The organism is Microlunatus aurantiacus (genome assembly GCF_039536605.1).
GTDB lineage: Bacteria > Actinomycetota > Actinomycetes > Propionibacteriales > Propionibacteriaceae > Microlunatus > Microlunatus aurantiacus.
Genome location: NZ_BAAAYX010000005.1, coordinates 39,553 through 61,499 on the forward strand (window position 1 = coordinate 39,553; position 21,947 = coordinate 61,499).

The following is a 21,947-nucleotide window of genomic DNA, read 5'->3' on the forward strand; positions in this document are numbered from 1 at the left end:
GCCGGACGCGGGCTGACCCCGGGGGCCGGCGAGCGCCGCTGGCACCGCCGGTCAGGCGAACAGGGCGACCACCAGCACCAGGGGCAGCGAGACCACCGACCCGATCACCGTCACCGCGGTCAGGGTCTTGAGCGCCCCGCGGGTGGACAGGCCCAGCAGGCTCTTGAACATCCAGAAGAAGTTGCTGTTGACGTGGACGGCGAACATCGCGCCGGAGGCGATGGCCAGGCCGATGGCGACGGGCGCCACGTCCAGGGAGGCCAGGATCGGGGCCAGGATGCCGGCGGCGGTGATGGCGGCCACCGAGACCGAGCCGATGGCCAGGTGCAGGACCGCGGCGACGAACCAGGCCAGCAGGATGGTGATCACGATCGGGGCGCCCGCGTCGGCGGTGAACAGCTGGGCGAGGACGTCACCCAGGCCGGTCGCCTCGATCACGGCACCGAGCGAGCCACCCACGCCGGTCACCAGCAGGATCTCGCCGGTGGTGTGGAAGCCCTCGCTCATCGCCTCACCGGTGCGGTTCATGCCCAGACTCCGTCGCGTCAGCACGTAGGCCCCGAGCAGACCGACGAACAGGGCCACGTTGGCGTTGCCGATGAAGGAGAGCAGATCGGACTTGATGCCGACCAGACCCAGGAAGGCTGCGGTGGCGATCATCAGCAGCGGCACGATGATCGGCAGCATCCCGACGCCGAGCGGCACCGGCGGTCGCGCACCGACCTTCGTCGGCTCGGGCACGGCGTGCTCGATCACGTTCTCCTCGTCGACCTCGTCCACCTCCGGTTTCCAGTAGCGCATCCGCAGCAGCCAGCCGAACAGCAGCGTGGTGACGATGGCGGTGACCGGTCCGAGCACGATCCCGAAGAGCAGCCAGGTGCCGAGCGGCACACCGAGGAGGCCGGCGATCGAGATCGCGGCGAGACCGGGGACGACGAACACGTAGCCGGAGAAGATGCCGACCCCGATGGCCCCGGCCATCCGGGCGACGCCGGTCGGACCGATCGCCGGACCGGCCGTCCGCGCGATGGGGGAAGCCAGCACCACCTGCACGTCGACGTAGATCGAGGGGAAGATCAGCGCCATCGTCGACGTCATCGCGTACGGGAGCCGGCGTGCGCCGACCACCCGGACGAGGGCGTTGACCAGCAGACCGAACACGCCGCAGGCGTGCAGCAGCGAACCGATCAGCACCCCGAAGCCGATCAGCAGACCGACCTTGGTCATGATCTCGCCGAAGCCGGTGGTGATCGCCTTGATCGTCTCGGAGAACCCGACCCCGGTGGCCAGCCCGAGGTAGAGGGAGCTGATCACCAGCGAGATCACCGGGTCCACCTTGAACCGGATGATCAGCACGATCACCGCGACGATGGCGATGACGGTGTGCAGAACGACCATGACGTTGCTCTCCCGCGCTGCCGGTCTTCCTCGGATCCTGTGGTGAGCAACCTATGGCCCGGCAGCGGCGACTCACCAGGGGGGTCGCCTCGCTGCCGACGAGCGGATCGGGCCGACGCGGTGACTCAGTCGGTCGGCTCCGCCGGTGCCTTCCCGGACCGCTCGTCCCGCTCAGCCCACTCCAGCAGCGTGTCCAGCGCGTACGGGTGGTCGTCGATGTCGGCGTGCAGGTCCCCGAGCTCGGCGAACCGGGCCGGCACCGTGGCGATCGTGAAGTCGCGGGGATCGGCGTCCGCGATCTCGTCCCAGCGCACGGGCGTGGACACCACTCCGAGCGGCGTCCCCCGGACCGAGTACGCACTGGCGATCGTGTGGTCCCGGGCGTTCTGGTTGTAGTCGACGAAGATGCTGGCCTGATCGCGGTCCTTGCGCCACCAGGTCAGGTCGACCAGCCCGGCGCACCGCCGTTCCACCTCGCGGGCGAACGCCCAGGCCGCCCGACGGACGTCGGCGAAACCGTGCACCGGCGGGATGCGGACGTAGATGTGCAGCCCCTTGCCGCCCGACGTCTTGGGGTAGCCGACGGCGCCCAGCTCGGCCAACACCTCCTGGACGACCAGCGCCACGCGGCGGACGTCGTCGTAACCCGCCTCCGGCATCGGATCCAGGTCGATCCGCCACTCGTCGGGGGACTCGGTGTCGTCGCGCCGGGAGTTCCAGGGATGGAACTCGACGGTGGACATCTGCACCGCCCAGACCACGTCGGCGGGGTGGCTGACGCAGAGCTCGTCGGCGTAGCGCTGATAGCGCGGGAAGTGCACCCGCACGGTCTCGACCCACTCCGGCGCCCCGCGGGGGAGCCGCTTCTGGTGCACCTTCTCCCCGTCCACGCCGTCGGGGAACCGGTGCAGCATGCAGGGCCGGTGGTAGAGCGCGTTGACGATCCCGTCGGCCACGGCCAGGTAGTAGCGGGCCAGGTCGAGCTTGGTCTCGCCGCGGGCGGAGAAGTAGATCCGGTCCGGGTTGCTGATCTTGACCACCCGGTCGCCGACCTCGAGCTCGATCCGTCCGTCCGCCTTCGCCGCCACGGGACCGAGACTACGGCTCAGCGCGGACAGCCGGTTCCGCCGCCGCGTCGTCGTCGGCGGGGTCAGGTCGCTCGGACCGCCGAGGTCGATCCATCAGCTGCCGGAGGACGACGAACCGGACGACTGTGGAGACGGCGTTGGCGAGCAGCAGCACCGTGACCTCGAGGACCCGAGCGGGTGTCGGCGACAGCAGGTGCAGCACGGCCAGCGAACCGCTGGTCAGCATCAGGCCCACGCCGAACGCGGTCAGCCCGCCGAGGTGGTGGGTCAGGACCCTACCCCGGCCGGTGATGCCGAACGTCAGCCGCCGGTTCGTCGCCGTGTTGGCGACCGCGGTGACCAGCAGCGCGACGACGTTGGCGATCTGCGCGGGCGCGACCTGGCGCAGCAGCAGGTAGAGCAGCAGGTAGGCCACGGTGCTCAGCACCCCGACCGCGGCGAACCGGACGACCTGACCGGTGAGGCGTCGGGGCACCCCGGGCACCACCGACGGCACGTCCGCCCGGGCGGCCAGCTCCGCGCGCAGCCGCTGCACCGGGAGCTGACCGGTGAGCAGACCCCGGGCCAGCCGGGCGATCCCGGCCAGGTCCTCCCGAGTCGCGGCGACGACGTCGACCCGGCTGTCGGGGTCGTCCACCCAGTCCACCGGCACCTCGTGGATCCGCAGACCGGCCCGCTGGGCCAGCACCAGCAGCTCGGTGTCGAAGAACCAGCCGGTGTTCTCGATCAGCGGCAGCAGCCGCGCCGCCGCGTCGGCCCGCACCGCCTTGAACCCGCACTGGGCGTCGGAGAAGGAGACCGCGAGCGTGCCCCGGAGCAGCAGGTTGTAGCTGCGGGAGAGGAAGGTCCGCTTCGGTCCCCGCACCACCCGGCTCGAGCGGGCGAGCCGGGTGCCGATGGCCACGTCGGAGTGCCCGCTGATCAGCGGCGCCACCAGGGGCAGGAGGGCCCGCAGATCGGTGGACAGGTCCACGTCCGTGTACGCCAGCACCGGTGCCGAGGACACCGACCACACCGCCTTCAGCGCCAGCCCCCGTCCCTTGCGGTCGAGCCGCACCGCCCGGACCCGCAGTGACTCCGTCGTCAGCTGCTGCGCGATCTCCCAGGTGCTGTCGGTGCTGGCGTTGTCGGCGATGGTGATCAGGCACGGGTACGGGACCTCCGTCGCCAGGTAGGCGTCCAGCCTGCGCACGGAGGCGGCGAGGTCCTCCTCCTCGTCGTGGACCGGGACGACGATCTCGACCGCGACGGGGGAGCGCTGGTGCCGGTCGACGATCTGCAGGGCGGGTGGGGCGAGCACGGGTGCCGTGGTGGTCATGCCCTCACCGTCTGCCGCCGGGCTGTGCCGACCTCCGCTCCGGACTGTGGCGGACGTGTGAGATCGGGCGCCGGGTTGACCTCGAGTCGACTCGAGGTTGCATGCTGGCGGGCATGCTGTCAGAACCCCGCTCTACGGTGACGCCATGACCACCGCCGCCCGCGCACCACGTACGCGCCCCGCACCGGCAGGGTCCCGCCGATGAGCATCCAGTCCGCCGCCTGGAGCTCGCTGTACCACATCAGGACCGCGCAGCAGGATCGGCGACCGTTCAGCTGGGCCACCGTCCGGCGCATCATGGGCTTCGCCCGCCCCCACACGACGCCACTGGTCGGCTTCCTCGTCCTCAGCGTGGTCGGGGCCTTCCTGGCCGTGGCCACCCCGCTGCTGGCCGGCCGGGTCGTCAACATGATCTTCGCCGCCGCCCCGTTCGCCCAGGTGCTCCAGATCGCGATCGCCATCGGCGTCATCGCCGTCGCGGAGGCCGGTCTCGGTCTGCTGCAGCGCTGGCTGTCCGCCCGGCTGGGGGAGGACCTGATCCTCGATCTGCGTCGCGCGGTGTTCGACCACGTGCTCTCGATGCCGGTGGCGTTCTTCACCCGGACCCGGACGGGTGCCCTGGTGAGCCGACTCAACAACGACGTGATCGGCGCCCAGCGCGCCTTCTCCGAGACCCTCTCCGGGGTGGTCAGCAACATCGTCGCCCTCGTCCTCGCGCTGGTGGTGATGGTCGCCCTGTCCTGGCAGATCACGTTGCTGGCCCTGGTGCTGCTGCCGATCTTCGTCGTCCCGGCGCGCCGGATGGGGCGCCGGCTCGCCCAGCTCCAGCTGGAGGCGGCCAACCACAACGCGGTGATGGGCAACCAGATGACCGAGCGCTTCTCCGCGCCGGGAGCCACCCTGGTCAAGCTGTTCGGCCGGCCGGAGCGGGAGTCCGACGAGTTCGCCCTCCGGGCCCGCCGGGTCCGCGACATCGGCGTCCGCAGCGCCATGGTGCAGACGGTGTTCGTCACCGCTCTCACCCTGGTCTCCGCCCTCGCCCTCGCGCTGGTCTACGGTCTGGGCGGCTGGTACGCGCTGCGCGGAAGCCTGACCGCCGGCTCCGTGGTCACCCTCGCGCTGCTGATCACCCGGTTGTACGCCCCGATGATCGGACTGGCCTCCGCCCGGGTCGAGGTGATGAGTGCCCTGGTCAGCTTCGAGCGGGTCTTCGAGATCCTGGACCTGAAGCCGTTGATCACGGAGGCGGAGCGGCCGGTGCCGTTGCCCGACGGACCGTTGTCCGTGCGCTTCGACGGGGTGACGTTCGCCTACCCGTCCGCGGAGAAGGTGTCGCTGGCCTCGCTGGAGGAGGTGGCCGTGCTGGACACCCGCGGCGGGGTGGACGTGATCCACGACGTCAGCTTCGAGATCGGCGCCGGGCAGATGGTCGCCCTCGTCGGGTCGTCCGGGGCCGGCAAGTCCACCATGGCCCAGCTGGTCGCCCGGTTGTACGACGTCGACGACGGGTCCGTGCGGCTCGGCGGCGTGGACGTCCGCGACATCGCTTTCGCCGATCTCCGGCAGAACCTGGGCATGGTCACGCAGGACGGTCACCTGTTCCACGAGTCGGTCCGGGAGAACCTGCTGCTCGCCCGACCGGAGGCGGACGAGGCGGACCTGTGGGAGGCGCTGCGCCGGTCCCGGCTGGAGGCGTTGATCGCCTCGCTACCGGACGGGCTGGACACGGTGGTGGGCGAGCGGGGCTACCGGTTGTCCGGCGGCGAGCGGCAGCGGCTGACCATCGCCAGGCTGCTGCTGGCCCATCCGCGGGTGGTGATCCTGGACGAGGCCACCGCGCACCTGGACTCCACCTCGGAGGCCGCGGTGCAGGCAGCGCTCGGGGAGGCCCTTGCCGGTCGGACCGCGGTGGTGATCGCTCACCGGCTGTCGACCATCCGGGCCGCCGACCTCATCCTGGTGGTCGAGGACGGGCGGGTCGTGGAACGCGGCAGCCACACCGACCTGCTCGCCGCGGGCGGTCGTTACGCCGAGCTGTACGAGACCCAGTTCGCCACGCAGGAGGGGTGACGACCTCACCGGTGGCTGCGTCGTCGCCGGCGGGGCCCGTCAGTCCAGGATCGGGGTGGTCACCTCGGCCAGCGGGAGACTGACCACGAACCGGGTGTCACCGGGCCGACTCTGCACGGTCACGGTGCCGTGGTGGGCTTCCACCACCGCCGCGACGATGGCCAGGCCGAGCCCGGTGCTGGCGCCCCGGGGGGCGCCGGCCGCACGGACCCGGCTGGTGTCGGCCCGGGTGAACCGCTCGAACACGCGGTCGACGATGTCCGGGGCGATGCCGGGGCCGTTGTCGGCCACCGTGATCACCGCGCGTTCACCGTCCGTCTGGAGCCGGGCCTGCACGCTGGTGCCTGCCGGCGTGTGCGTGCGGGCGTTGGCCAGCAGGTTCGCCACCACCTGGTGCAACCGGAAGTGATCGGCCGGCACGACCACCAGAGCCTCGGGCAGCGACAGCGACCAGGAGTGCTCGGGCCCGGCGACCCGGCCGTCGCTGACCGCGTCGATCAGGAGGGCGTTCAGGTCGGTGGGCCGGATGTCCAGCGCCGGGCCGGCATCCAACCGGGCCAGCAGCAGCAGGTCCTCGACCAGCCGCGACATCCGTTCGGCTTCGGACTCCACCCGCGACATGGCGTACGCGGCGTCCGGCGGGATCGCCTCCCCGCTGCGCTGGGTGAGCTCCGCGTAGCCGCGGATGGCGGCCAGCGGGTTGCGCAGCTCGTGCGAGGCGTCGGCCACGAACTGCCGGACCTTCGTCTCGCTCGCCTGCCGGGCGGCCAGGGCCTCCTCGACGTTGTTGAGCATGTGGTTGAGGGCCAGACCCACCCGGCCGACCTCGGAGTCGGGATGGGTGTCGGCCGGCGGGACCCGCACGGCGAGAGCCACCTCGCCCCGGTCCAGGGGCAGCCGGGAGACCTGCTGGGCTGTCGCGGCGACCCGGTTGAGCGGGCGGAGACTCCGTTCCACCAGGGAGCGCCCGACCACGGCGGCCGTTCCGACGGCGACCACGGCGAGGACGATCTCCACCGCGATCAGGTTGGTGAGCAGGCTGTCGACCTCCTTCAGCGGCAGCCCGACGCCGTAGGTCGCCCCGTCGTCGCTGGTCCAGCTCACGTACCGGTAGCGGCCGAGCTCGGGGAGGTCGACGCTGGTGGGGCGGGGGGCGTCGGTCTCGGCCAGCTGGAGCGCGGTCTCGTCGCTCGCCCAGGTGGGTTGGGCCTTGCGGCCGCTCTCCTTCAACACCGAGGCCCTCGGAAGATCACCGTCGGCGCCGACCAGCACGAGCGTGCCGACCGACTGGCCGGGCAGCTCGATGCCGGGCGGCGGCTTGCCCGGCCCGCCGTAGGACCAGCGGGCGTCGCCGCGCATGATGCGGCCCTTGGAGGCGTTCAGCTGCTCGTCGAGCTGGCCGATGAGCAGCGCCCGGGTGGCCAGGGCGGTGAAGAGCGACAGCAGCACGGCGCTCAGCGCCACGAGGGCGACGACGCGCAGCACCAGCTGACGGGCCAACGTCCCGTGCCCGGCCGGGACCGGCGGGGCGGGAGGGCCGAGGACCTGGGGAGGGGCGACCGTCGTCGGAGCGCCGAGGGTCTGCGGTGGTGAGGACATCAGCCTGCCGGGCGGAGCACGTACCCGGCACCTCGCATGGTGTGGATCATCGGCGCCCGGTTGGCATCGATCTTCTTGCGCAGGTAGGAGATGTAGAGCTCGACCACGTTGGCCTGGCCGCCGAAGTCGTAGTTCCACACCCGGTCGAGGATCTGGGCCTTGCTCAGCACCCGCCGCGGGTTCCGCATCAGGTAGCGCAGCAGCTCGAACTCGGTGGCGGTCAGCTGGATCGGGTCGCCGGACCGGCTCACCTCGTGGCTGTCCTCGTCGAGGGTGAGGTCACCGACCACCAGGAGCGACTCGCTCCGCCCGGTCGACGCACCGCTGCGGCGCAGCAGGGCCCGCAGCCGCGCGATCACCTCCTCCAGGCTGAACGGCTTGGTCACGTAGTCGTCGCCGCCCGCGGTGAGCCCGTTGATCCGGTCGGAGACGGCGTCCTTGGCGGTGAGGAAGATGACCGGCACACCGGGATCCTCGGACCGGACCCGGCGCATCACCTCGAGCCCGTCGAAGTCCGGCAGCATCATGTCGAGCACGATCGCGTCCGGGCGCACCTCCCTGGCCGCCTTGACCGCCTCGTTGCCCGAGGCGGCGGTGGAGACCTGCCAGCCCTCGTAGCGCATCGCCATCGACAGCAGCTCGGTCAGGCTGCTCTCGTCGTCGACCGCCAGGATCCGGATCGGCGTCCCGTCGGGACGGGTGATCGGCTCCGGCGAGGTCTGCGTGCGGCTCATGCCGTCCATGGTCGAGGTGCCACCTCCGTGAGAACTGTGGCTTCACTGTGACACACCTGTGAGCCGGCCGACCCGCAACGACGAACCACCGGCCCGATCCGACCGCGTGGGTCGAACCGAGCCGGTGGCTCGTCGTGCTCGGTGGGCTGCGTCACCGACGGAGCCGGTCAGCAGCAGTCGGTCACCAGCTGGAGGCGCTCACCATCGGGGAGGTGGCGGTGGTGGACGAGCCGGTGGCCGTCTCGTCCTCGGTCTCGGTGCTCTTGGGCCGACGGAAGAGCCGGTCGATGGCGACCCGCCCCGGGCCGAAGCAGAGCAGGGTCAGCGCGAGCAGCGCGAGGGCGACGTTGTACTCCCAGCCGCCCACGTACGCGCCGGCGGCGTCGACCAGGTTCGGACCCCGCCAGTAGTTCGTGTACGAGATCAGCGCGACCTGCTGCACCAGCGCCAGCAGCGCCACCAGCGGTGTCAGGGCCCCGAGGACGAGGAAGATGCCGCCGACCAGCTCGAGGATGGTGAATCCCCAGCCGACGTAGATCGGGTAGGGCACCGCGAACTGGGTGAGGTAGTCGATGTACTTCGGCACGCCTTCGGTGGTGAAGAGCCACCTGGTGAGTCCGTGCCAGATCATGATCCCGCCGAGACCGAGGCGGATCAGCAGGAGGGTGATGTCGCGGAGGACCTGGATGAAGGCGGTCATGGCGCTGTCTTTCCTTCGAGGGTGAGGCTGCCGCTTACGGTACGCAGGGACACCCCCGTTGGCCCGGCACCACGCCGTCCGTCACGTGCGCGTACGAGGACGACACCGCGCGGACCCGCGTGCACGCCACCTGGGCCGGGCGCCTAGGTTGCTGGGATGGCCGACGAGCGCGAGGTGCTGACCTGGTCCGACTTCGGGGTGGCGAGCCGCGCGCTGGCCACCGAGATCGCCGGGACGGGCTACCGCACCGACATCGTGGTGGCGGTGGCCCGGGGCGGTCTGCTGCCGGCCGGGGCCCTGGCGTACGCACTGGGGACGAAGGCGGCGGGGACGCTGAACGTCGAGTTCTACACCGACGTCGAGGAGACGCTGCCGGCGCCGGTGGTGCTCGAGCCGTTGCTGGACACCGCCGCGCTGGCCGGCAAGAACCTGCTGGTCGTCGATGACGTGGCCGACAGCGGCAAGACGCTCGCCCTGGTGATGGAGCTGCTGACGCCGCACGCGGCGTCGGTCCGGTCGGCCGTGCTCTACACCAAGCCGCGGACGGTGATCCGACCCGATCACTCCTGGCGGGAGACGGATCTGTGGATCACGTTCCCGTGGTCGGCCGAGCCGCCCGTCACCGCCGGCACGTCCCACGCCGGTGGCTAGTCGGTGGTGCCGGCACACCACCCGACTCCGGCGTCAGCCGACCACCCGCTGATCCTGCGCGGTCAGCGCCGCGGCTGCCGAGCTGTCCTTCAGTGTCACCCCGGAGCGGCCGAGCCGCCGGGCTCCGGCCACCAGAGCGGCTGCCACCCGGGCTGCCTGCTCGTAGCCCAGCCCGTCCGGCGGGTGGATGTTGGAGATGCAGTTCCGGTCGGCGTCGGTGCGGCCCGGCCCGGGGCGGTAGGTGAGGTAGACCCCCAGGCTGTCGGCCACCGACAGCCCCGGGCGTTCGCCGATCAGGACCAGCACGGTCTCCACGCCCATCGCCGCGGCCAGGTGGTCGGCCAGCGCGACCCGGGCCTGGACCGCGATCACCGGCGGGGCCAGGGACAGGGTCGGTCGCAGCTCGGCGACCAGGGCCGCCAGCAGCGCGACCCCGTGGTCGGTCAGGGCCCGCGGGGACAGCCCGTCGGCCAGCACGAAGCCGACCTGGTGCTCGCCGCCGGGGATCGTGGCCAGCGACTCGGCCTCCGGCAACCGACCGAGATCGGGACGACGCAGGTACTCGCTCCGGCTGCCGGCCCGACTCCGGACGACTGTCGCCGGCCCCAGCCCGACCTCGGCCACGGCGGTGGCGAAGGAGTCGACGTCGAGCGGCTCGTGCACCGCGTCGCGGGCGTCGGCGTGCGCGGCGCGCAGCTCCAGCACCCGTCGGCTGGGCAGGGCGTCGCCCGCCCGACCGAGACCGATCCTGGCCTGGGTGGTCAGCCGCAGCACGTCCCAGAAGTCGGCGGCGCCGGCCTCATCCGGTGGGGCTGGGCTCTCCTGGGTGGCCAGCACGTCGTCGGAATCCGCCTCAGCCACCCCGGCCCCCGGTCAGCTGGCGCAACGGGGAGGCGATCACGTCGATCGGTTGCACCCGCCCCGCGTCGTCGGCCAGGCCCAGCTGCTGCAGCCACTGCTCGAACTCGGGCGCCGCGCGCAGCCCGAGCACCTGCCGGGCGTAGAGGACGTCGTGGAAGGACAGACTCTGGTAGCCGAGCATGATGTCGTCGGCGCCCGGGACCGCGATGACGAAGGCCGCGCCGGCCACCCCGAGCAGGGTGAGCAGGACGTCCATGTCGTCGGCGTCGGCCTCGGCGTGGTTGGTGTAGCAGACGTCCACGCCCATCGGCAGTCCCAGCAGCTTGCCGCAGAAGTGGTCCTCCAGCCCGGCCCGGATGATCTGCTTCGCGTCGTACAGGTACTCCGGCCCGATGAAGCCGACCACCGTGTTCACCAGCAGCGGATCCAGCGTCCGGCACACCGCGTACGCCCGGGTCTCCAGCGTCTGCTGATCCACCGGCCGGTCGCCCACGCCGAGGTGGGCGCCGGCGCTGAGCGCGGACCCCTGCCCGGTCTCCAGGTACATCACGTTGTCGCCGACGGTGCCGCGACCCAGCGAGCGGCCCGCGGCGTTCGCCTCCCGCAGCACGGCCAGGTCGACCCCGAAGCCCGAGTTCGCCCCCTCGGTGCCCGCGACCGACTGGAAGACCAGATCGACCGGGACCCCGGCCTCGATCAGCTCCAGCGTGGTGGTGACGTGCGCCAGCACGCACGACTGGGTGGGGATGGCGTACCGCTCCCGGATCTCGTCGAGCAGGTGCAGCAGGGTGGCGGTGGTCTGGGGCGAGTCGGTGGCCGGGTTGATGCCGATCACCGCGTCCCCGCAGCCCAGCAGCAGACCGTCCAACGTCGCGGCGGCGATACCGCGGGGATCGTCGGTCGGGTGGTTCGGCTGCAACCGGGTGCCGAGGCGGCCGGGGAGTCCGATGGTGGTGCGGAAGGCGGTGACCACGCGGACGGCGCGGGCCACGGCGACGAGGTCGCAGTTCCGCATGATCTTGGAGACCGCGGCCACCATCTCCGGGGTGAGGCCGCGCGCCACACCGGCCAGCGCCACCGGGCCGTCCGGCCGGGCCGCCCGCTCCAGGAGCCAGTCGCGGAAGCCGCCGACGGTCAGCGAGGACACCGGGGCGAACGCCGCCGGGTCGTGGTCGTCCATGATCAACCGGGTGACCTCGTCGGTCTCGTACGGCACCACCTCCTCGCTCAGGAAGGTGGTCAGCGGGACGTCGGCGAGGGCCCACTGGGCGGCCACCCGCTCGGCGTCCGAGCTCGCCGCGCAGCCCGCCAGCTCGTCGCCGGAACGACGTGGCGTGGCCTTGGCCAGCAGGTCGACCAGGCCCTCGAACGCGTACGTCGTGCCGCGGAGCGTCGCGGTGTAGCGGGTCACGTCAGGTCGGCCTCCGCCTCGGCGAGGGCCGCGAACTCCTCGTCGGGGGAGCTCGCGACCAGATGGTGCCGACTGTAGAGGCCGAAGTAGGCGAGGAAACCGGCGAAGGCCAGCAGGCAGAGCAGGGCGGCGAGGCTGTCGACCAGGAAGGTGGCCACCACGGCCAGGGCGGCGATGACCAGGGCGAACCCGGTGGTGGCCACGCCGCCGGGGGTGCGGTAAGGACGCGGCATGTCCGGTTCGCGGCGACGCAGCACGATGTGGCTGATCATCATCAGCACGTACGACAGGGCGGCGCCGAAGACGGCCATGTTGAGCAGCGTCGCGCCCTGACCGGTGAGGGAGAGCACGAAACCGATCAGACCCGGCACGATCAACGCCAGCACCGGCGCCTTGCGGCGGTTGGTGACCGACAGCCGCCGCGGCAGGTAGCCCGCGCGCGACAACGCGAACAGCTGGCGGGAGTAGGCGTAGATGATCGAGAAGAAGCTGGCGATCAGGCCGGCCAGACCGATGTAGTTGACCACCCGGGCGGCGGCGGTGTCACCGAGCGCCTCGACCAGCGGGTTGCCCGAGGACTTCATGGCGTCGGCACCACCGGCCCCGGTGACCAGGACCAGGACCATCGCGCCGGTGACCAGCAGCACCGCCATCGCGGCGATGATGCCGCGGGGCACGTTGCGGGCCGGGTCCTTGGCCTCCTCGGCGGCCAGCGGCACCCCCTCGATGGCCAGGAAGAACCAGATCGCGTACGGCACCGCGGCCCAGACACCCAGGAAGCCGAACGGCAGCAGCGGGCTGGCCCCGGCAGCGTCGGTCGGCGCGATGTCGGTCAGGTTGGCCGGGTCGAACTGGGGCGCCGCGGCCACCGCGAAGACCAGCAGCCCGACCAGCGCGATCGCGGTGATCACGAACATCACCTTGAGCGCCTCGCCGACCCCGGCCAGGTGGATGCCGACGAAGAGCGCGTACGCCGCCAGGTAGACCCACCAGCCGTCGGTGATGCCGAACAGGCCGAGTGACTCCACGTACGCGCCGATGAAGGTCGCGATGGCCGCGGGGGCGATGGCGTACTCGATCAGGATCGCCGTGCCGGTGGCGAAGCCGCCCCACGGGCCGAGGGCGCGGCGGGCGAACGTGTAGCCGCCGCCCGCGGCGGGCAGGGCCGAGGACATCTCGGCCATCCCCAGCACGAGGGCGAAGTACATCGCCGCGATGATCACCGCGGCGATGGCCAGACCACCGAAGCCGCCCTGCTCCAGACCGAAGTTCCAGCCGGAGTAGTCGCCGGAGATGACGTAGCTGACCCCGAGGCCGGCCAGCAGGACCCAGCCGGCCGTGCCGCGGCGCAGCGACCGCTTCGCCAGGTAGTCGGCGTCCTCGGACGTGGTGGACGTGGTGATCGCCATGGCTGCGACCTTCCGGCTGGGAGGTGATCACCCGACGCTAGTCACGCCGTGCCCACGGGGCGTTTCGTCGCCGTTACGTTCCGATTCCGGCGACCCCCGGATCTGCCCGTGGGGTCTACAGGGCGCCCTTGTCCGGGTCGCCGACGGGCCGTGGGACCAGCCGGGTGACCTCGACCGGACGCTCGAGCAGTCCCTCCAGGGCGGGCCCGAGCCGCCGGACCGGCTCTCCCTGGCCGTGGGCATCGAGGAGCTCGACCGAGGTCCACTTCTCCAGCATCACGATGCTGCCGTCCGGGGCGTCGTGGATGGCGTAGAGCTCACAGCCGTCCTCCTGGTGCACGCCCGCGATCGCCGGCTCCAGGGCGGCGATCACCTGGTCGCGCGCGTCGGGACGGGGGAAGAAGTAGGCCGTGACGATCACGGGCACGGTGGCATCGCTCATGACCGCCACTCTGGCACGGCCGGATCCGCCATGCTGGTCGGGTGCAGCTGTCCGAGACGCCCCGAACGCGACTGACCAGACTCAGCGAACGCGGCCGCGCCGAGCTCGCCGACCTGTACGCCGTCCTCGACGCCGGCCTGGTGGGCCATCTGGGGGTGGTCCGCTACGGAGCCCCGCTGGTGCTGCCGATGGGGTACGGCCGACGCGGCGACACCCTCTACCTGCACGGCTCCAGCGGGGCCGGCTGGGCCCGCACCCTGGACGGCGCCGAGGTCTGCTTCACCGTCACCCACGTCGACGGCGTGGTCTACGCCCGGTCGGTCTTCGACCACTCCCTGAACTACCGCAGTGCCGTGGTGCTGGGCACCGCCCACCGCGTCACCGATCCCGACCGGCAGAACGAAGCGCTGGCGGCGGTCACCGAGCAGCTGTCCCCGGGGTCCTGGTCGTACGCCCGGCTGCCGACCAGGCGAGAGCTGGCCGCCACGTCGGTGTTCGCCCTGGAGCTGACCGAGGCCAGCGTGAAGATCCGGACCGGACCACCGCACGACGAGCCGGCGGACGTGACGACGGGCGGTCGCTGGGCCGGGGTGGTCGGTGTCCGCACGGTGTTCGACGAAGCCGAGCCGGCCCCCGATCTGGAGGCCGGTCTGACCGTGCCCGCACACGTCAGCGAACGCCGCCCCGCCTAGGATCCTGGCGGTTGACCCGTCGGCAGACGCCACCCCAAGGTGGAGCCATGGGCTCCTGGAGCGACGAGACCGCCGGTCTGGTGACGTTGCCGGACGGACGCCGGGTCCGTGGCCGCGGTCTGAGACGGGATCTCGTCGCGTCGGCTGAGCCGCCCGAGCTCGGGGTCTACCTGTCCGGTCGCCGGCCCGAGGAGGCGGACTGGGAGTCGATCTGGATCCGCTGGTCCGACTTCCGACGTCCCCGCGATCCCGTCGCCGCGGTCGAGACACTGCGTCGCGTCCATGCGGAGGCGGCAGGCCGGCGGGTCGAGATCGCCTGCCCCGGCGGCATCGGTCGGACCGGCACCGCGATCGCCGTGCTCGCCCGGTTGGCCGGCGTGCCGGCCGGCGAGGCGGTGGCCTGGACGCGGGACCACTACCGTCCCGGCGCGGTGGAGACACCGGGACAGCGCCGGTTCGTCACCGAGCTCGACCTGTCCGGTTGAGTCGGTGACCCGGCCGGCGATCCGACCGGGGACCGGTCAGCCGCCGTGCTCGGTCCGGGGGACCGGGACGGTCATGAGCAGGAAGGAGACCGGCTCGGCGTCGGCCGGGCGGTTCGCGTGCTGACCGATCCGGCGGCGGGCGGCCAACGGTTTGATCAGGCCGTCGAGCTCGGCACGGAGGTCCGCCCATCCTCTGAGTGTGGAGCGCCTGGTCAGGAGCCGATGAGTCGGACGCCGCCGGCGGGTCACCACCGGTATGACCTTTCACCGTCTTCTGGCTCAGGCCGTCGTCACCGATATCGAGGTCGCCGAGCGGTGGTACGCCACCGTGTTCAGCGGCGGGCCGGACGCCCGGCCGATGGACGGGCTGCTCGAGTGGCACCTCGCCGGCACCTTCGGTGTCCAGGTCTGGCTCGATCCGGCCCGGGCGGGGAGGAGTGCCATGGTGATCGAGGACTCCGATCTGGACGCGTTCGCCGCCCGGCTCGCCGCCGCCGGTGTCGACCACGACGGGCCGCAGCTCGGCGGGGGTGCGCGGTTGCTGCTGCTGTCGGACCCGGACGGGAACTACGTCGCCGTCAGCGGCCGGTGAGCGAGCCGGTCACGGGAGCAGGGCCTCCAGGTCCCGGCGGCGGCTGAACAGCTCCGGCAGCCCACAGATCCCGGCGCGGGCGATCTCGTCGGACAGGGCGAGCTCGGGTCCCGTGATCGCCTCGACACCGGTCAGGCAACGGAGGACGTTCGTCCGGGTGTGCCCAAGCCACCCGGCGATCACGTACGCGAACCAGCTGGGTCCCGAGGGCGGCAGTCGGCCGCCGCCTGCCACGTAACCGTCGAGGACGGCACGGAAGACGGTCGGTCGGACGTCGTCGAAGCCAGGACCCTTGGCCAGTCCCAGCGCTGTCGACCCGAGCTCGCCGGAGAGGTCGAGCAGCCCCGAGAGCTCCCAGTCGAGCAGCACCGGTCGGCCGTCGCGTGCCAGCAGGTTCCACGGCTGGACGTCGGAGTGGGTCAGGACGACCGGTCCCGGCCGCACGCAACCGTCCACGAAGTCGGCGATGGTCTGGAACACCTCGACCCGGGCGGCGAGCTCGCCGGCCCACGGGCGGCTGGTTGCCGTGGCCCGTGCGGCGAGCGCAGGCCAGTCCCGCGGTGTCGGTTCGTCAGCCGGCTCCGGGTCCCACGCGATGGCGAGGGCGTGCAGTCGCGCCAGGATCTCGCCGACCTCGAACGCGTACGCCGGCGCCACCGGTTCCTCCGGCACCCGCTCACCGTCCACCCACCGGTGGACCAGGGTGCGCGGATCGACAGCGATCGGCTCGGGCATCGGGATACCGGCGGCGAAGGCGGCCCGCTCGAACCGGAACACGTCCTCGGCCCGGTAGCGCCAGCGGCGGTTGGTGAGGTTCAGCTCCTTCACCGCGTACGAGCCCTCGTCGGTGTCGAGCCGGTAGACCCGGTTGGCGAACCCGCCGTGGATCCGGGTCGGTGGCCGGAGCGGCGTGCCGAGCACGGACAGGTCCACGCCCGGCAATCTACGACGATCCTGGCCGCCGAGGGAGGGGTCGGAAGCCGCCACTGGTCGGAACATGGGCTGCCGTGGCGGCACGAGCGGGTGCGCAAGCCGCCCGTGGTCGGAAAGTCCCACCGGCCGCCGGCGGTTCGGCTGCGACCTGAGCCGTGAGCGCTCAGGGTGGAATAGTCCGGGTGGAGCCAGGGTTGAGTCAGGTACGCTCATGTACTAGGTTGAGCGTCACAGACTCAAGGAAACCCACTTCCACACCGGAGGATTGAAGAACTATGGCTCGTGCAGTCGGTATCGACCTCGGGACGACCAACTCGGTCGTCGCCGTCCTCGAGGGTGGAGAGCCCACCGTCATCCCCAACGCCGAGGGATCTCGCACCACGCCCTCGGTCGTCGCGTTCGCCAAGGGCGGCGAGGTGCTGGTCGGCGAGGTCGCCAAGCGCCAGGCCGTGACCAACGTGGACCGCACCATCCGCTCCGTCAAGCGCCACATGGGCACGGACTGGAAGGTCAAGATCGACGACAAGGACTACCGTCCCCAGCAGATCAGCGCCTTCGTGCTGCAGAAGCTGAAGCGCGACGCGGAGGCCTACCTCGGCGAGCAGGTCACCAACGCGGTCATCACCGTCCCGGCGTACTTCTCCGACGCCGAGCGGCAGGCCACCAAGGAGGCCGGCGAGATCGCCGGTCTGACCGTGGACCGGATCATCAACGAGCCGACCGCCGCCGCGCTGGCGTACGGGCTGGACAAGGGCGACACCGAGCAGACCATCCTGGTCTTCGACCTCGGTGGCGGCACCTTCGACGTGTCCCTGCTGGAGATCGGTGACGGCGTCTTCGAGGTGAAGGCCACCAAGGGCGACAACCGCCTCGGCGGCGACGACTGGGACTCCCGGGTCGTCGACTGGCTGGTCAAGCAGTTCAAGAACAAGAACGGCACCGACCTGAGCCAGGACAAGATCGCCCGTCAGCGTCTGCAGGAGGCCGCGGAGAAGGCGAAGATCGAGCTGTCGAGCGCGAGCGAGACCTCGATCAACCTGCCGTACATCACCCTCGGTGAGTCCGGCCCGCTGCACCTGGAGGAGAAGCTGACCCGGTCGCAGTTCCAGCAGCTCACCTCCGATCTGCTCGACCGCTGCCGCACCCCGTTCAACGCGGTCGTCTCGGACGCCAAGATCAGCGTCGGCAAGATCGACCACGTGATCCTGGTCGGCGGCTCCACCCGGATGCCGGCCGTCGTCGAGCTCGTCAAGGAGCTGACCGGCGGCAAGGAGCCCAACAAGGGCGTCAACCCGGACGAGGTCGTCGCTCTGGGCGCCAGCCTGCAGGCCGGCGTGCTGAAGGGTGAGGTCAAGGACGTCCTGCTGCTCGACGTCACCCCGTTGAGCCTCGGCATCGAGACCAAGGGCGGCGTGATGACCAAGATCATCGAGCGGAACACCACCATCCCGACCAAGCGGTCGGAGGTGTTCACCACCGCCGACGACAACCAGCCGTCGGTGATGATCCAGGTCTACCAGGGCGAGCGTGACTTCGCCCGGGACAACAAGTCCCTCGGCAACTTCGAGCTGACCGGCCTGCCGCCGGCCCCGCGCGGTGTGCCGCAGATCGAGGTCGCCTTCGACATCGACGCCAACGGCATCGTCCACGTCCACGCCAAGGACCTGGCCACGAGCAAGGAGCAGTCGATGACCGTGACCGGCGGGTCGGCCCTGAACAAGGACGACATCGCCTCCATGGTCAAGGACGCCGAGGCGCACGCCGAGGAGGACAAGAAGCGGCGTGAGTCGGTCGAGCTGCGCAACGAGGCCGACAACCTGGTCTTCCGGACCGAGAAGCTCCTCAGCGAGAACGGCGACAAGATCGGCGACGACGTGAAGACGCCGGTCGAGGAGTCGCTGGCCGAGCTGAAGACCGCGCTGGAGGGTGAGGACATCGACGCCGTCAAGGCGGCCGTCGACAAGGTCAACACCACCAGTGCGGCGGTGGGCCAGGCGATGTACGCCGCGGCTCAGGCGCAGAGCGCGTCCGAGGCTCCGGCGGCCGACGGTGAGACCACCGGTGGCGCCGACAGCACCAACGGTGCCGACGACGACGTTGTCGACGCCGAGATCGTGGACGACGACCAGAACACGGGGACCAAGTGACCGACCCAGCTTCGGAGACCGAGAACACCGGACCGACCATCCGGGACCGACGTCGGATCGATCCGGACACCTACCAGGTCCGGGAGCCGCAGTCCGCAGCGGCCCCCGGCCCCGGGGGTCCGGCCGACCCGGCGGGCGCGGACACCTCGGTGAGCAACGAGGAGGTCGCTCGGCTCACCCAGGCCCTGGCCGACCGCACCGGCGACCTGCAGCGTCTGCAGGCCGAGTACGTCAACTACAAGCGCCGGGTCGACCGTGACCGGGACGTCGCCCGCAAGAGCGGTGTCGAGGCCGTGCTCAAGGACCTCATGTCGGTGCTGGACGACGTCCGTTCGGCGCGTGAGCACGGTGAGCTCAGCGGCGGCTTCAAGGCCGTCGCCGACGAGGTCGAGCGGGTCACCGCCCGCTACGGCCTGGAGGCGTACGGCACCAAGGGCGATCCCTTCGACCCGCACATCCACGAGGCGCTGCTGCACGCGCACGCCGAGGGGATCGACGGACCGACCTGCGTGGAGATCCTGCAGCCGGGCTACCGGATCGGCGACCGCGTGGTGCGGCCGGCCCGGGTCGCCGTGGCGGAGCCGGACCCGAACGCACCGGCGGCCGGTGCCGCCTCGCCCGAGGCTGCGGCGGAAGCAGCCGATGTCCCGTCCGACGACGAGCAGCGCTGACGAGAGGGTGTCGGGTGGCCTCCACGCCGCCCGACACCCGACCATGGAGACGACGATGACCAGGACCGGGTCCACCGGTTCCGAGACCTTCGGGAGGAGGCGTCCGTGAGCACCAAGGACTGGTTGGAGAAGGACTACTACAAGGTCCTCGGGGTGGCGAAGGACGCCAAGTCCGACGAGATCAAGAAGGCCTACCGCAAGCTGGCGCGGGAGAACCACCCCGACCAGAACCCCGGTAACCCGGCGGCGGAGAAGCGGTTCAAAGAGGTCTCCGAGGCCAATGACGTGTTGTCGGACACCAAGAAGCGCAAGGAGTACGACGACGCCCGCAAGCTGTTCGGCGGTGGTGGGTTCCGCTTCCCCGGCGGTGGTGGTGCCCCCGGCGGCCAGGGTGGTCCCTCGGTGGACGACCTGTTCCGCAACGCGTCCGACAACGGCTTCTCCGACCTGTTCGGCGGCCTGTTCAACGGCGGCCAGACCCGGACCCAGCGCTACTCGACCGCGCGCGGTCCGCGCCGCGGCAGCGACGTCGAGGGTGAGGTGACCGTCGACTTCGTCGACGCCATCGCGGGTGTCACGGTGGGGATGCAGATGATCTCCGACGCGCCGTGCGAGGCGTGCCACGGGACCGGGGCGAAGGCCGGCACCGTGCCACACGTCTGTGCCACCTGCCAGGGCTCCGGCATGCAGACCTCCACCTCGGGTGGGGTGTTCGCGATGACCGAGCCCTGCAAGGACTGTCACGGGCGCGGCATGGTCGTGGACGATCCCTGCCCGGTCTGTCACGGCTCCGGTCGTGGTCGGTCGACCAAGACCATGCAGGTGCGGATCCCCGCCGGGGTCACCGACGGGCAGCGGATCAGGCTGAAGGGCAAGGGCGGCGCCGGCGAGAACGGTGGCGCGGCCGGCGACCTCTACGTCATCGTCCACGTCCGTCCCCACCCGGTGTTCGGCCGGACGGGCGACAACCTCACCCTGACCGCGCCGGTCACCTTCCACGAGGCGGCCGTCGGGGGCGAGATCGAGGTCCCCACGCTGGGCGGTCCGCCGGTCAAGCTGCGGCTGCCCGCCGGCACGCCCAACGGGCGCACCCTGCGGGTCCGCGGCAAGGGCGTGGCCCGTCGGGACGGGAGCAAGGGCGACCTGCTCGTGTCCGTCGACGTGGTCGTGCCGGCGACGCTGAGCGCCGAGGCCCGGCAGGCCCTCGACTCGTACGCCGAAGCCGAGGGAACCCAGAACCCGCGGGCGAAGCTGTTCGCCACCGGTTCGTGAGGGAGTAGGCGATGAGCGGAGCTGGTTTACCTCAGCAGATCGACTCCGACGCGCCTGTCTTCGTCATCTCGGTGGCGGCCCAGCTGGCCGGGATGCACCCGCAGACGCTGCGCACGTACGACCGGATGGGGCTCGTGGTCCCGCGGCGGCTGGCGAAGCGCGGCCGCCGCTACTCGGCCCGCGACATCGCCCGCCTCCGGCTGGTGCAGCGGCTGAGCCAGGACGAGGGCATCAACCTGGAGGGGATCCGTCGGATCCTGTCCATGCAGGACGAGCTGGACGGGCTCCGCCGCCAGCTGGAGGACATGGCGGCGCTGCTGGCGGCCGTGCACCAGGCCCCCGCCGGGTCGCGGGTCTTCACCGCCGACGGCACCGGCGGGGTGCACCTGGGCGGCGCCGGTGTCCGGCGCCCCCGGGGCGTCCTGGCGCTGCCGGCCCGGGAGAGATAGCTCCGAGTCGGTTCGCCGGGCTGCCCGCGCCCGTCGCCCGCCCTGTCAGGGCTGGCGGGACAAGCCCCTCAAGTGCCGGGACTGCGGCGGGCGCGAGCGCGCCGCTTGCCCTCGTGCATGGCCTGCACGCGGGCGATCGGGATCTCGTGGCCCTCAGCCACCAGATCCGCGGGGAGCGTCTGCGGTGCCGGCATCGAGGACCGCCAGGGGTCGCCCTCCAGCCGCGCCGCGGCGGTGGTCAGGGTGAAGTCCTTCGGACTGATCCGGTCCAGGTCGCTCCACGAGACCGGGAACGACACCGGCACCCCCGGCCGCGCCCGCGGGCTGTACGCCGCCACGACGGTCGCCCCACCCGACCGCGTCGAGTCGAGGAACACCTTGCCGGCGCGGTCGTCCTTGACGTACGCGGTGGTGGCCAGCGCAGGATCGAGGCGCTCCGACCGCGCCGCCAGCGCGCGACACGCGGCCGCCGCGTCGCTCGCGGCCGTACCCGCCGCCAGCGGCACGAACACGTGCACCCCCTTGGCGCCGCTCGTCTTCACCGCGCCCTCCAGCCCCAGCTCGGTCAGCGCGGTCCGCACCAGCTGGGCAGCGGCCACCACGGCGGCGAAGTCCGAGCCTTCCGGTGGATCGAGATCCATCACGAGGAAGTCGGGCTCGGCCGGCACCGCCAGCCGGAAGAGCGTGACGTGGTACTCGACCGCTCGCTGGTTGGCGAACCACAGCAGCGTCCGGAGGTCGTCGACCACCGGGTAGGAGATCTCCCGGTGGGAGGCCTCGGCCCAGATCGGGGTGCGTGACACCCAGTCCGGCGTGTACGTCGGCAGGTTCTTCTGCATGAACGCAGGCTGGCCCGGTCGGACCCTGATCACCGACAGCGGACGGTCGGCCAGCACCGAGAGGATCCGGTCGGCGACGGTCTCCAGGTAGTCGACGAGGTCCCGCTTGGTCGCGCCGGCACCGTCGAACAGCTCCTGGTCGAGGTGGCTGAAGGAGACACCGTGGCGTTCCTCGTCCGACACAGC

General features: G+C 71.5%; 22 protein-coding genes. 9 read left to right on the plus strand and 13 right to left on the minus strand.

Features of this window, described 5'->3' with window-relative positions:
- Positions 1–51 precede the first annotated feature (51 nt).
- The 3 genes from ABD714_RS10655 to ABD714_RS10665 all read right to left on the minus strand — a co-directional run bounded on the left by ABD714_RS10655 (position 52) and on the right by ABD714_RS10665 (position 3,804).
- Positions 52–1,398: a GntP family permease gene (locus tag ABD714_RS10655; protein ID WP_344812314.1), complete on the minus strand. Its 1,347-nt coding sequence runs from the start codon at positions 1,396–1,398 to the stop codon at positions 52–54.
- Positions 1,399–1,523: 125 nt separating this feature from the next.
- Positions 1,524–2,486: a non-homologous end-joining DNA ligase gene (ligD, locus tag ABD714_RS10660; protein ID WP_344812315.1), complete on the minus strand. Its 963-nt coding sequence runs from the start codon at positions 2,484–2,486 to the stop codon at positions 1,524–1,526.
- Between the two features lie 10 nt (positions 2,487–2,496).
- Complete coding sequence (locus ABD714_RS10665; RefSeq protein WP_344812316.1) at positions 2,497–3,804, minus strand: glycosyltransferase; 1,308 nt, start codon at positions 3,802–3,804, stop codon at positions 2,497–2,499.
- 201 nt (positions 3,805–4,005) lie between these two features.
- On the opposite strand from ABD714_RS10665, the gene ABD714_RS10670 reads away from it, so the two are divergent.
- A complete protein-coding gene (locus ABD714_RS10670; RefSeq protein ID WP_344812317.1) occupies positions 4,006–5,874 on the plus strand; it encodes an ABC transporter ATP-binding protein in 1,869 nt (622 codons plus the stop codon).
- A gap of 39 nt (positions 5,875–5,913) precedes the next feature.
- On the opposite strand, the gene ABD714_RS10675 is transcribed toward ABD714_RS10670, so the two are convergent.
- From ABD714_RS10675 to ABD714_RS10685, 3 genes are all read right to left on the minus strand, one after another.
- Entirely contained in the window at positions 5,914–7,473 is a 1,560-nt protein-coding gene (locus ABD714_RS10675; protein ID WP_344812318.1) for a sensor histidine kinase, read from the minus strand.
- Entirely contained in the window at positions 7,473–8,207 is a 735-nt protein-coding gene (locus ABD714_RS10680; protein WP_344812319.1) for a response regulator transcription factor, read from the minus strand. Before ABD714_RS10680 ends, ABD714_RS10675 begins: the two co-directional genes overlap by 1 nt.
- A 181-nt stretch (positions 8,208–8,388) precedes the next feature.
- Positions 8,389–8,907, minus strand: coding sequence for a DoxX family protein (locus tag ABD714_RS10685; RefSeq protein WP_344812320.1), 519 nt, complete (start codon positions 8,905–8,907; stop codon positions 8,389–8,391).
- A gap of 156 nt (positions 8,908–9,063) precedes the next feature.
- On the opposite strand from ABD714_RS10685, the gene ABD714_RS10690 reads away from it, so the two are divergent.
- The gene (locus ABD714_RS10690) at positions 9,064–9,558 is read left to right on the plus strand and encodes a phosphoribosyltransferase (RefSeq protein ID WP_344812321.1); all 495 of its coding nucleotides are present in this window, start codon (positions 9,064–9,066) and stop codon (positions 9,556–9,558) included.
- Positions 9,559–9,591: 33 nt separating this feature from the next.
- Here the strand turns inward: ABD714_RS10690 and eutC are convergent, their stop codons facing one another.
- The 4 genes from eutC to ABD714_RS10710 all read right to left on the minus strand — a co-directional run bounded on the left by eutC (position 9,592) and on the right by ABD714_RS10710 (position 13,681).
- Positions 9,592–10,419, minus strand: a complete 828-nt coding sequence (gene eutC, locus ABD714_RS10695; RefSeq protein ID WP_344812322.1) for an ethanolamine ammonia-lyase subunit EutC — start codon at positions 10,417–10,419, stop codon at positions 9,592–9,594.
- A complete protein-coding gene (locus tag ABD714_RS10700; protein WP_344812323.1) occupies positions 10,412–11,830 on the minus strand; it encodes an ethanolamine ammonia-lyase subunit EutB in 1,419 nt (472 codons plus the stop codon). The genes eutC and ABD714_RS10700 overlap by 8 nt, the downstream gene beginning before the upstream one ends.
- Entirely contained in the window at positions 11,827–13,239 is a 1,413-nt protein-coding gene (eat, locus tag ABD714_RS10705; RefSeq protein WP_344812324.1) for an ethanolamine permease, read from the minus strand. Before eat ends, ABD714_RS10700 begins: the two co-directional genes overlap by 4 nt.
- Positions 13,240–13,354: 115 nt before the next feature.
- Complete coding sequence (locus ABD714_RS10710) at positions 13,355–13,681, minus strand: putative quinol monooxygenase (protein ID WP_344812325.1); 327 nt, start codon at positions 13,679–13,681, stop codon at positions 13,355–13,357.
- A 41-nt stretch (positions 13,682–13,722) separates the two neighbouring features.
- Between ABD714_RS10710 and ABD714_RS10715 the strand changes: the two genes are divergently transcribed.
- Together ABD714_RS10715 and ABD714_RS10720 are read left to right on the plus strand one after the other, a co-directional pair.
- On the plus strand, positions 13,723–14,373 hold the full coding sequence (locus tag ABD714_RS10715; RefSeq protein ID WP_344812326.1) for a pyridoxamine 5'-phosphate oxidase family protein: 651 nt from the start codon (positions 13,723–13,725) through the stop codon (positions 14,371–14,373).
- A 47-nt stretch (positions 14,374–14,420) separates the two neighbouring features.
- A complete protein-coding gene (locus ABD714_RS10720) occupies positions 14,421–14,858 on the plus strand; it encodes a protein-tyrosine phosphatase family protein (protein WP_344812327.1) in 438 nt (145 codons plus the stop codon).
- Between the two features lie 36 nt (positions 14,859–14,894).
- Here ABD714_RS10720 and ABD714_RS10725 read toward each other — a convergent pair whose 3' ends face one another.
- Positions 14,895–15,110 carry a hypothetical protein gene (locus ABD714_RS10725; protein ID WP_344812328.1) on the minus strand — a complete coding sequence of 72 codons (216 nt, stop codon included), beginning with the start codon at positions 15,108–15,110 and terminating at the stop codon, positions 14,895–14,897.
- A gap of 4 nt (positions 15,111–15,114) precedes the next feature.
- Here ABD714_RS10725 and ABD714_RS10730 point away from each other — a divergent pair, with 4 nt between their 5' ends.
- A complete protein-coding gene (locus ABD714_RS10730) occupies positions 15,115–15,450 on the plus strand; it encodes a VOC family protein (protein ID WP_344812329.1) in 336 nt (111 codons plus the stop codon).
- Positions 15,451–15,459: 9 nt separating this feature from the next.
- On the opposite strand, the gene ABD714_RS10735 is transcribed toward ABD714_RS10730, so the two are convergent.
- The gene (locus ABD714_RS10735) at positions 15,460–16,383 is read right to left on the minus strand and encodes a phosphotransferase (RefSeq protein WP_344812330.1); all 924 of its coding nucleotides are present in this window, start codon (positions 16,381–16,383) and stop codon (positions 15,460–15,462) included.
- 275 nt (positions 16,384–16,658) lie between these two features.
- Between ABD714_RS10735 and dnaK the strand changes: the two genes are divergently transcribed.
- The 4 genes from dnaK (at position 16,659) to ABD714_RS10755 (ending at position 20,922) form a co-directional block, all read left to right on the plus strand.
- Positions 16,659–18,530 carry a molecular chaperone DnaK gene (gene dnaK / locus ABD714_RS10740; RefSeq protein WP_344812331.1) on the plus strand — a complete coding sequence of 624 codons (1,872 nt, stop codon included), beginning with the start codon at positions 16,659–16,661 and terminating at the stop codon, positions 18,528–18,530.
- Positions 18,527–19,201: a nucleotide exchange factor GrpE gene (gene grpE, locus ABD714_RS10745; protein ID WP_344812332.1), complete on the plus strand. Its 675-nt coding sequence runs from the start codon at positions 18,527–18,529 to the stop codon at positions 19,199–19,201. The genes dnaK and grpE overlap by 4 nt, the downstream gene beginning before the upstream one ends.
- A 105-nt stretch (positions 19,202–19,306) precedes the next feature.
- The gene (dnaJ, locus tag ABD714_RS10750; protein WP_344812333.1) at positions 19,307–20,473 is read left to right on the plus strand and encodes a molecular chaperone DnaJ; all 1,167 of its coding nucleotides are present in this window, start codon (positions 19,307–19,309) and stop codon (positions 20,471–20,473) included.
- An 11-nt stretch (positions 20,474–20,484) separates the two neighbouring features.
- A complete protein-coding gene (locus ABD714_RS10755) occupies positions 20,485–20,922 on the plus strand; it encodes a heat shock protein transcriptional repressor HspR (RefSeq protein WP_344812334.1) in 438 nt (145 codons plus the stop codon).
- Between the two features lie 68 nt (positions 20,923–20,990).
- Here ABD714_RS10755 and ligD (ABD714_RS10760) read toward each other — a convergent pair whose 3' ends face one another.
- Positions 20,991–21,944: a non-homologous end-joining DNA ligase gene (ligD, locus tag ABD714_RS10760; protein WP_344812335.1), complete on the minus strand. Its 954-nt coding sequence runs from the start codon at positions 21,942–21,944 to the stop codon at positions 20,991–20,993.
- Positions 21,945–21,947 lie beyond the last annotated feature (3 nt).

Excerpts from the sequence above, each read along its gene's own strand:
- ABD714_RS10755 (WP_344812334.1), top strand. The coding sequence starts at position 20,485 with ATGAGCGGAGCTGGTTTACCTCAGCAGATCGACTCCGACGCGCCTGTC.
- ABD714_RS10690 (WP_344812321.1), top strand. The coding sequence starts at position 9,064 with ATGGCCGACGAGCGCGAGGTGCTGACCTGGTCCGACTTCGGGGTGGCG.
- ABD714_RS10675 (WP_344812318.1), bottom strand. The coding sequence starts at position 7,473 with ATGTCCTCACCACCGCAGACCCTCGGCGCTCCGACGACGGTCGCCCCT.
- eat (WP_344812324.1), bottom strand. The coding sequence starts at position 13,239 with ATGGCGATCACCACGTCCACCACGTCCGAGGACGCCGACTACCTGGCG.
- ABD714_RS10655 (WP_344812314.1), bottom strand. The coding sequence starts at position 1,398 with ATGGTCGTTCTGCACACCGTCATCGCCATCGTCGCGGTGATCGTGCTG.
- ABD714_RS10730 (WP_344812329.1), top strand. The coding sequence starts at position 15,115 with ATGACCTTTCACCGTCTTCTGGCTCAGGCCGTCGTCACCGATATCGAG.
- ABD714_RS10680 (WP_344812319.1), bottom strand. The coding sequence starts at position 8,207 with ATGAGCCGCACGCAGACCTCGCCGGAGCCGATCACCCGTCCCGACGGG.
- ABD714_RS10665 (WP_344812316.1), bottom strand. The coding sequence starts at position 3,804 with ATGACCACCACGGCACCCGTGCTCGCCCCACCCGCCCTGCAGATCGTC.
- ABD714_RS10685 (WP_344812320.1), bottom strand. The coding sequence starts at position 8,907 with ATGACCGCCTTCATCCAGGTCCTCCGCGACATCACCCTCCTGCTGATC.
- dnaK (WP_344812331.1), top strand. The coding sequence starts at position 16,659 with ATGGCTCGTGCAGTCGGTATCGACCTCGGGACGACCAACTCGGTCGTC.
- ABD714_RS10720 (WP_344812327.1), top strand. The coding sequence starts at position 14,421 with ATGGGCTCCTGGAGCGACGAGACCGCCGGTCTGGTGACGTTGCCGGAC.
- ABD714_RS10670 (WP_344812317.1), top strand. The coding sequence starts at position 4,006 with ATGAGCATCCAGTCCGCCGCCTGGAGCTCGCTGTACCACATCAGGACC.
- ABD714_RS10710 (WP_344812325.1), bottom strand. The coding sequence starts at position 13,681 with ATGAGCGATGCCACCGTGCCCGTGATCGTCACGGCCTACTTCTTCCCC.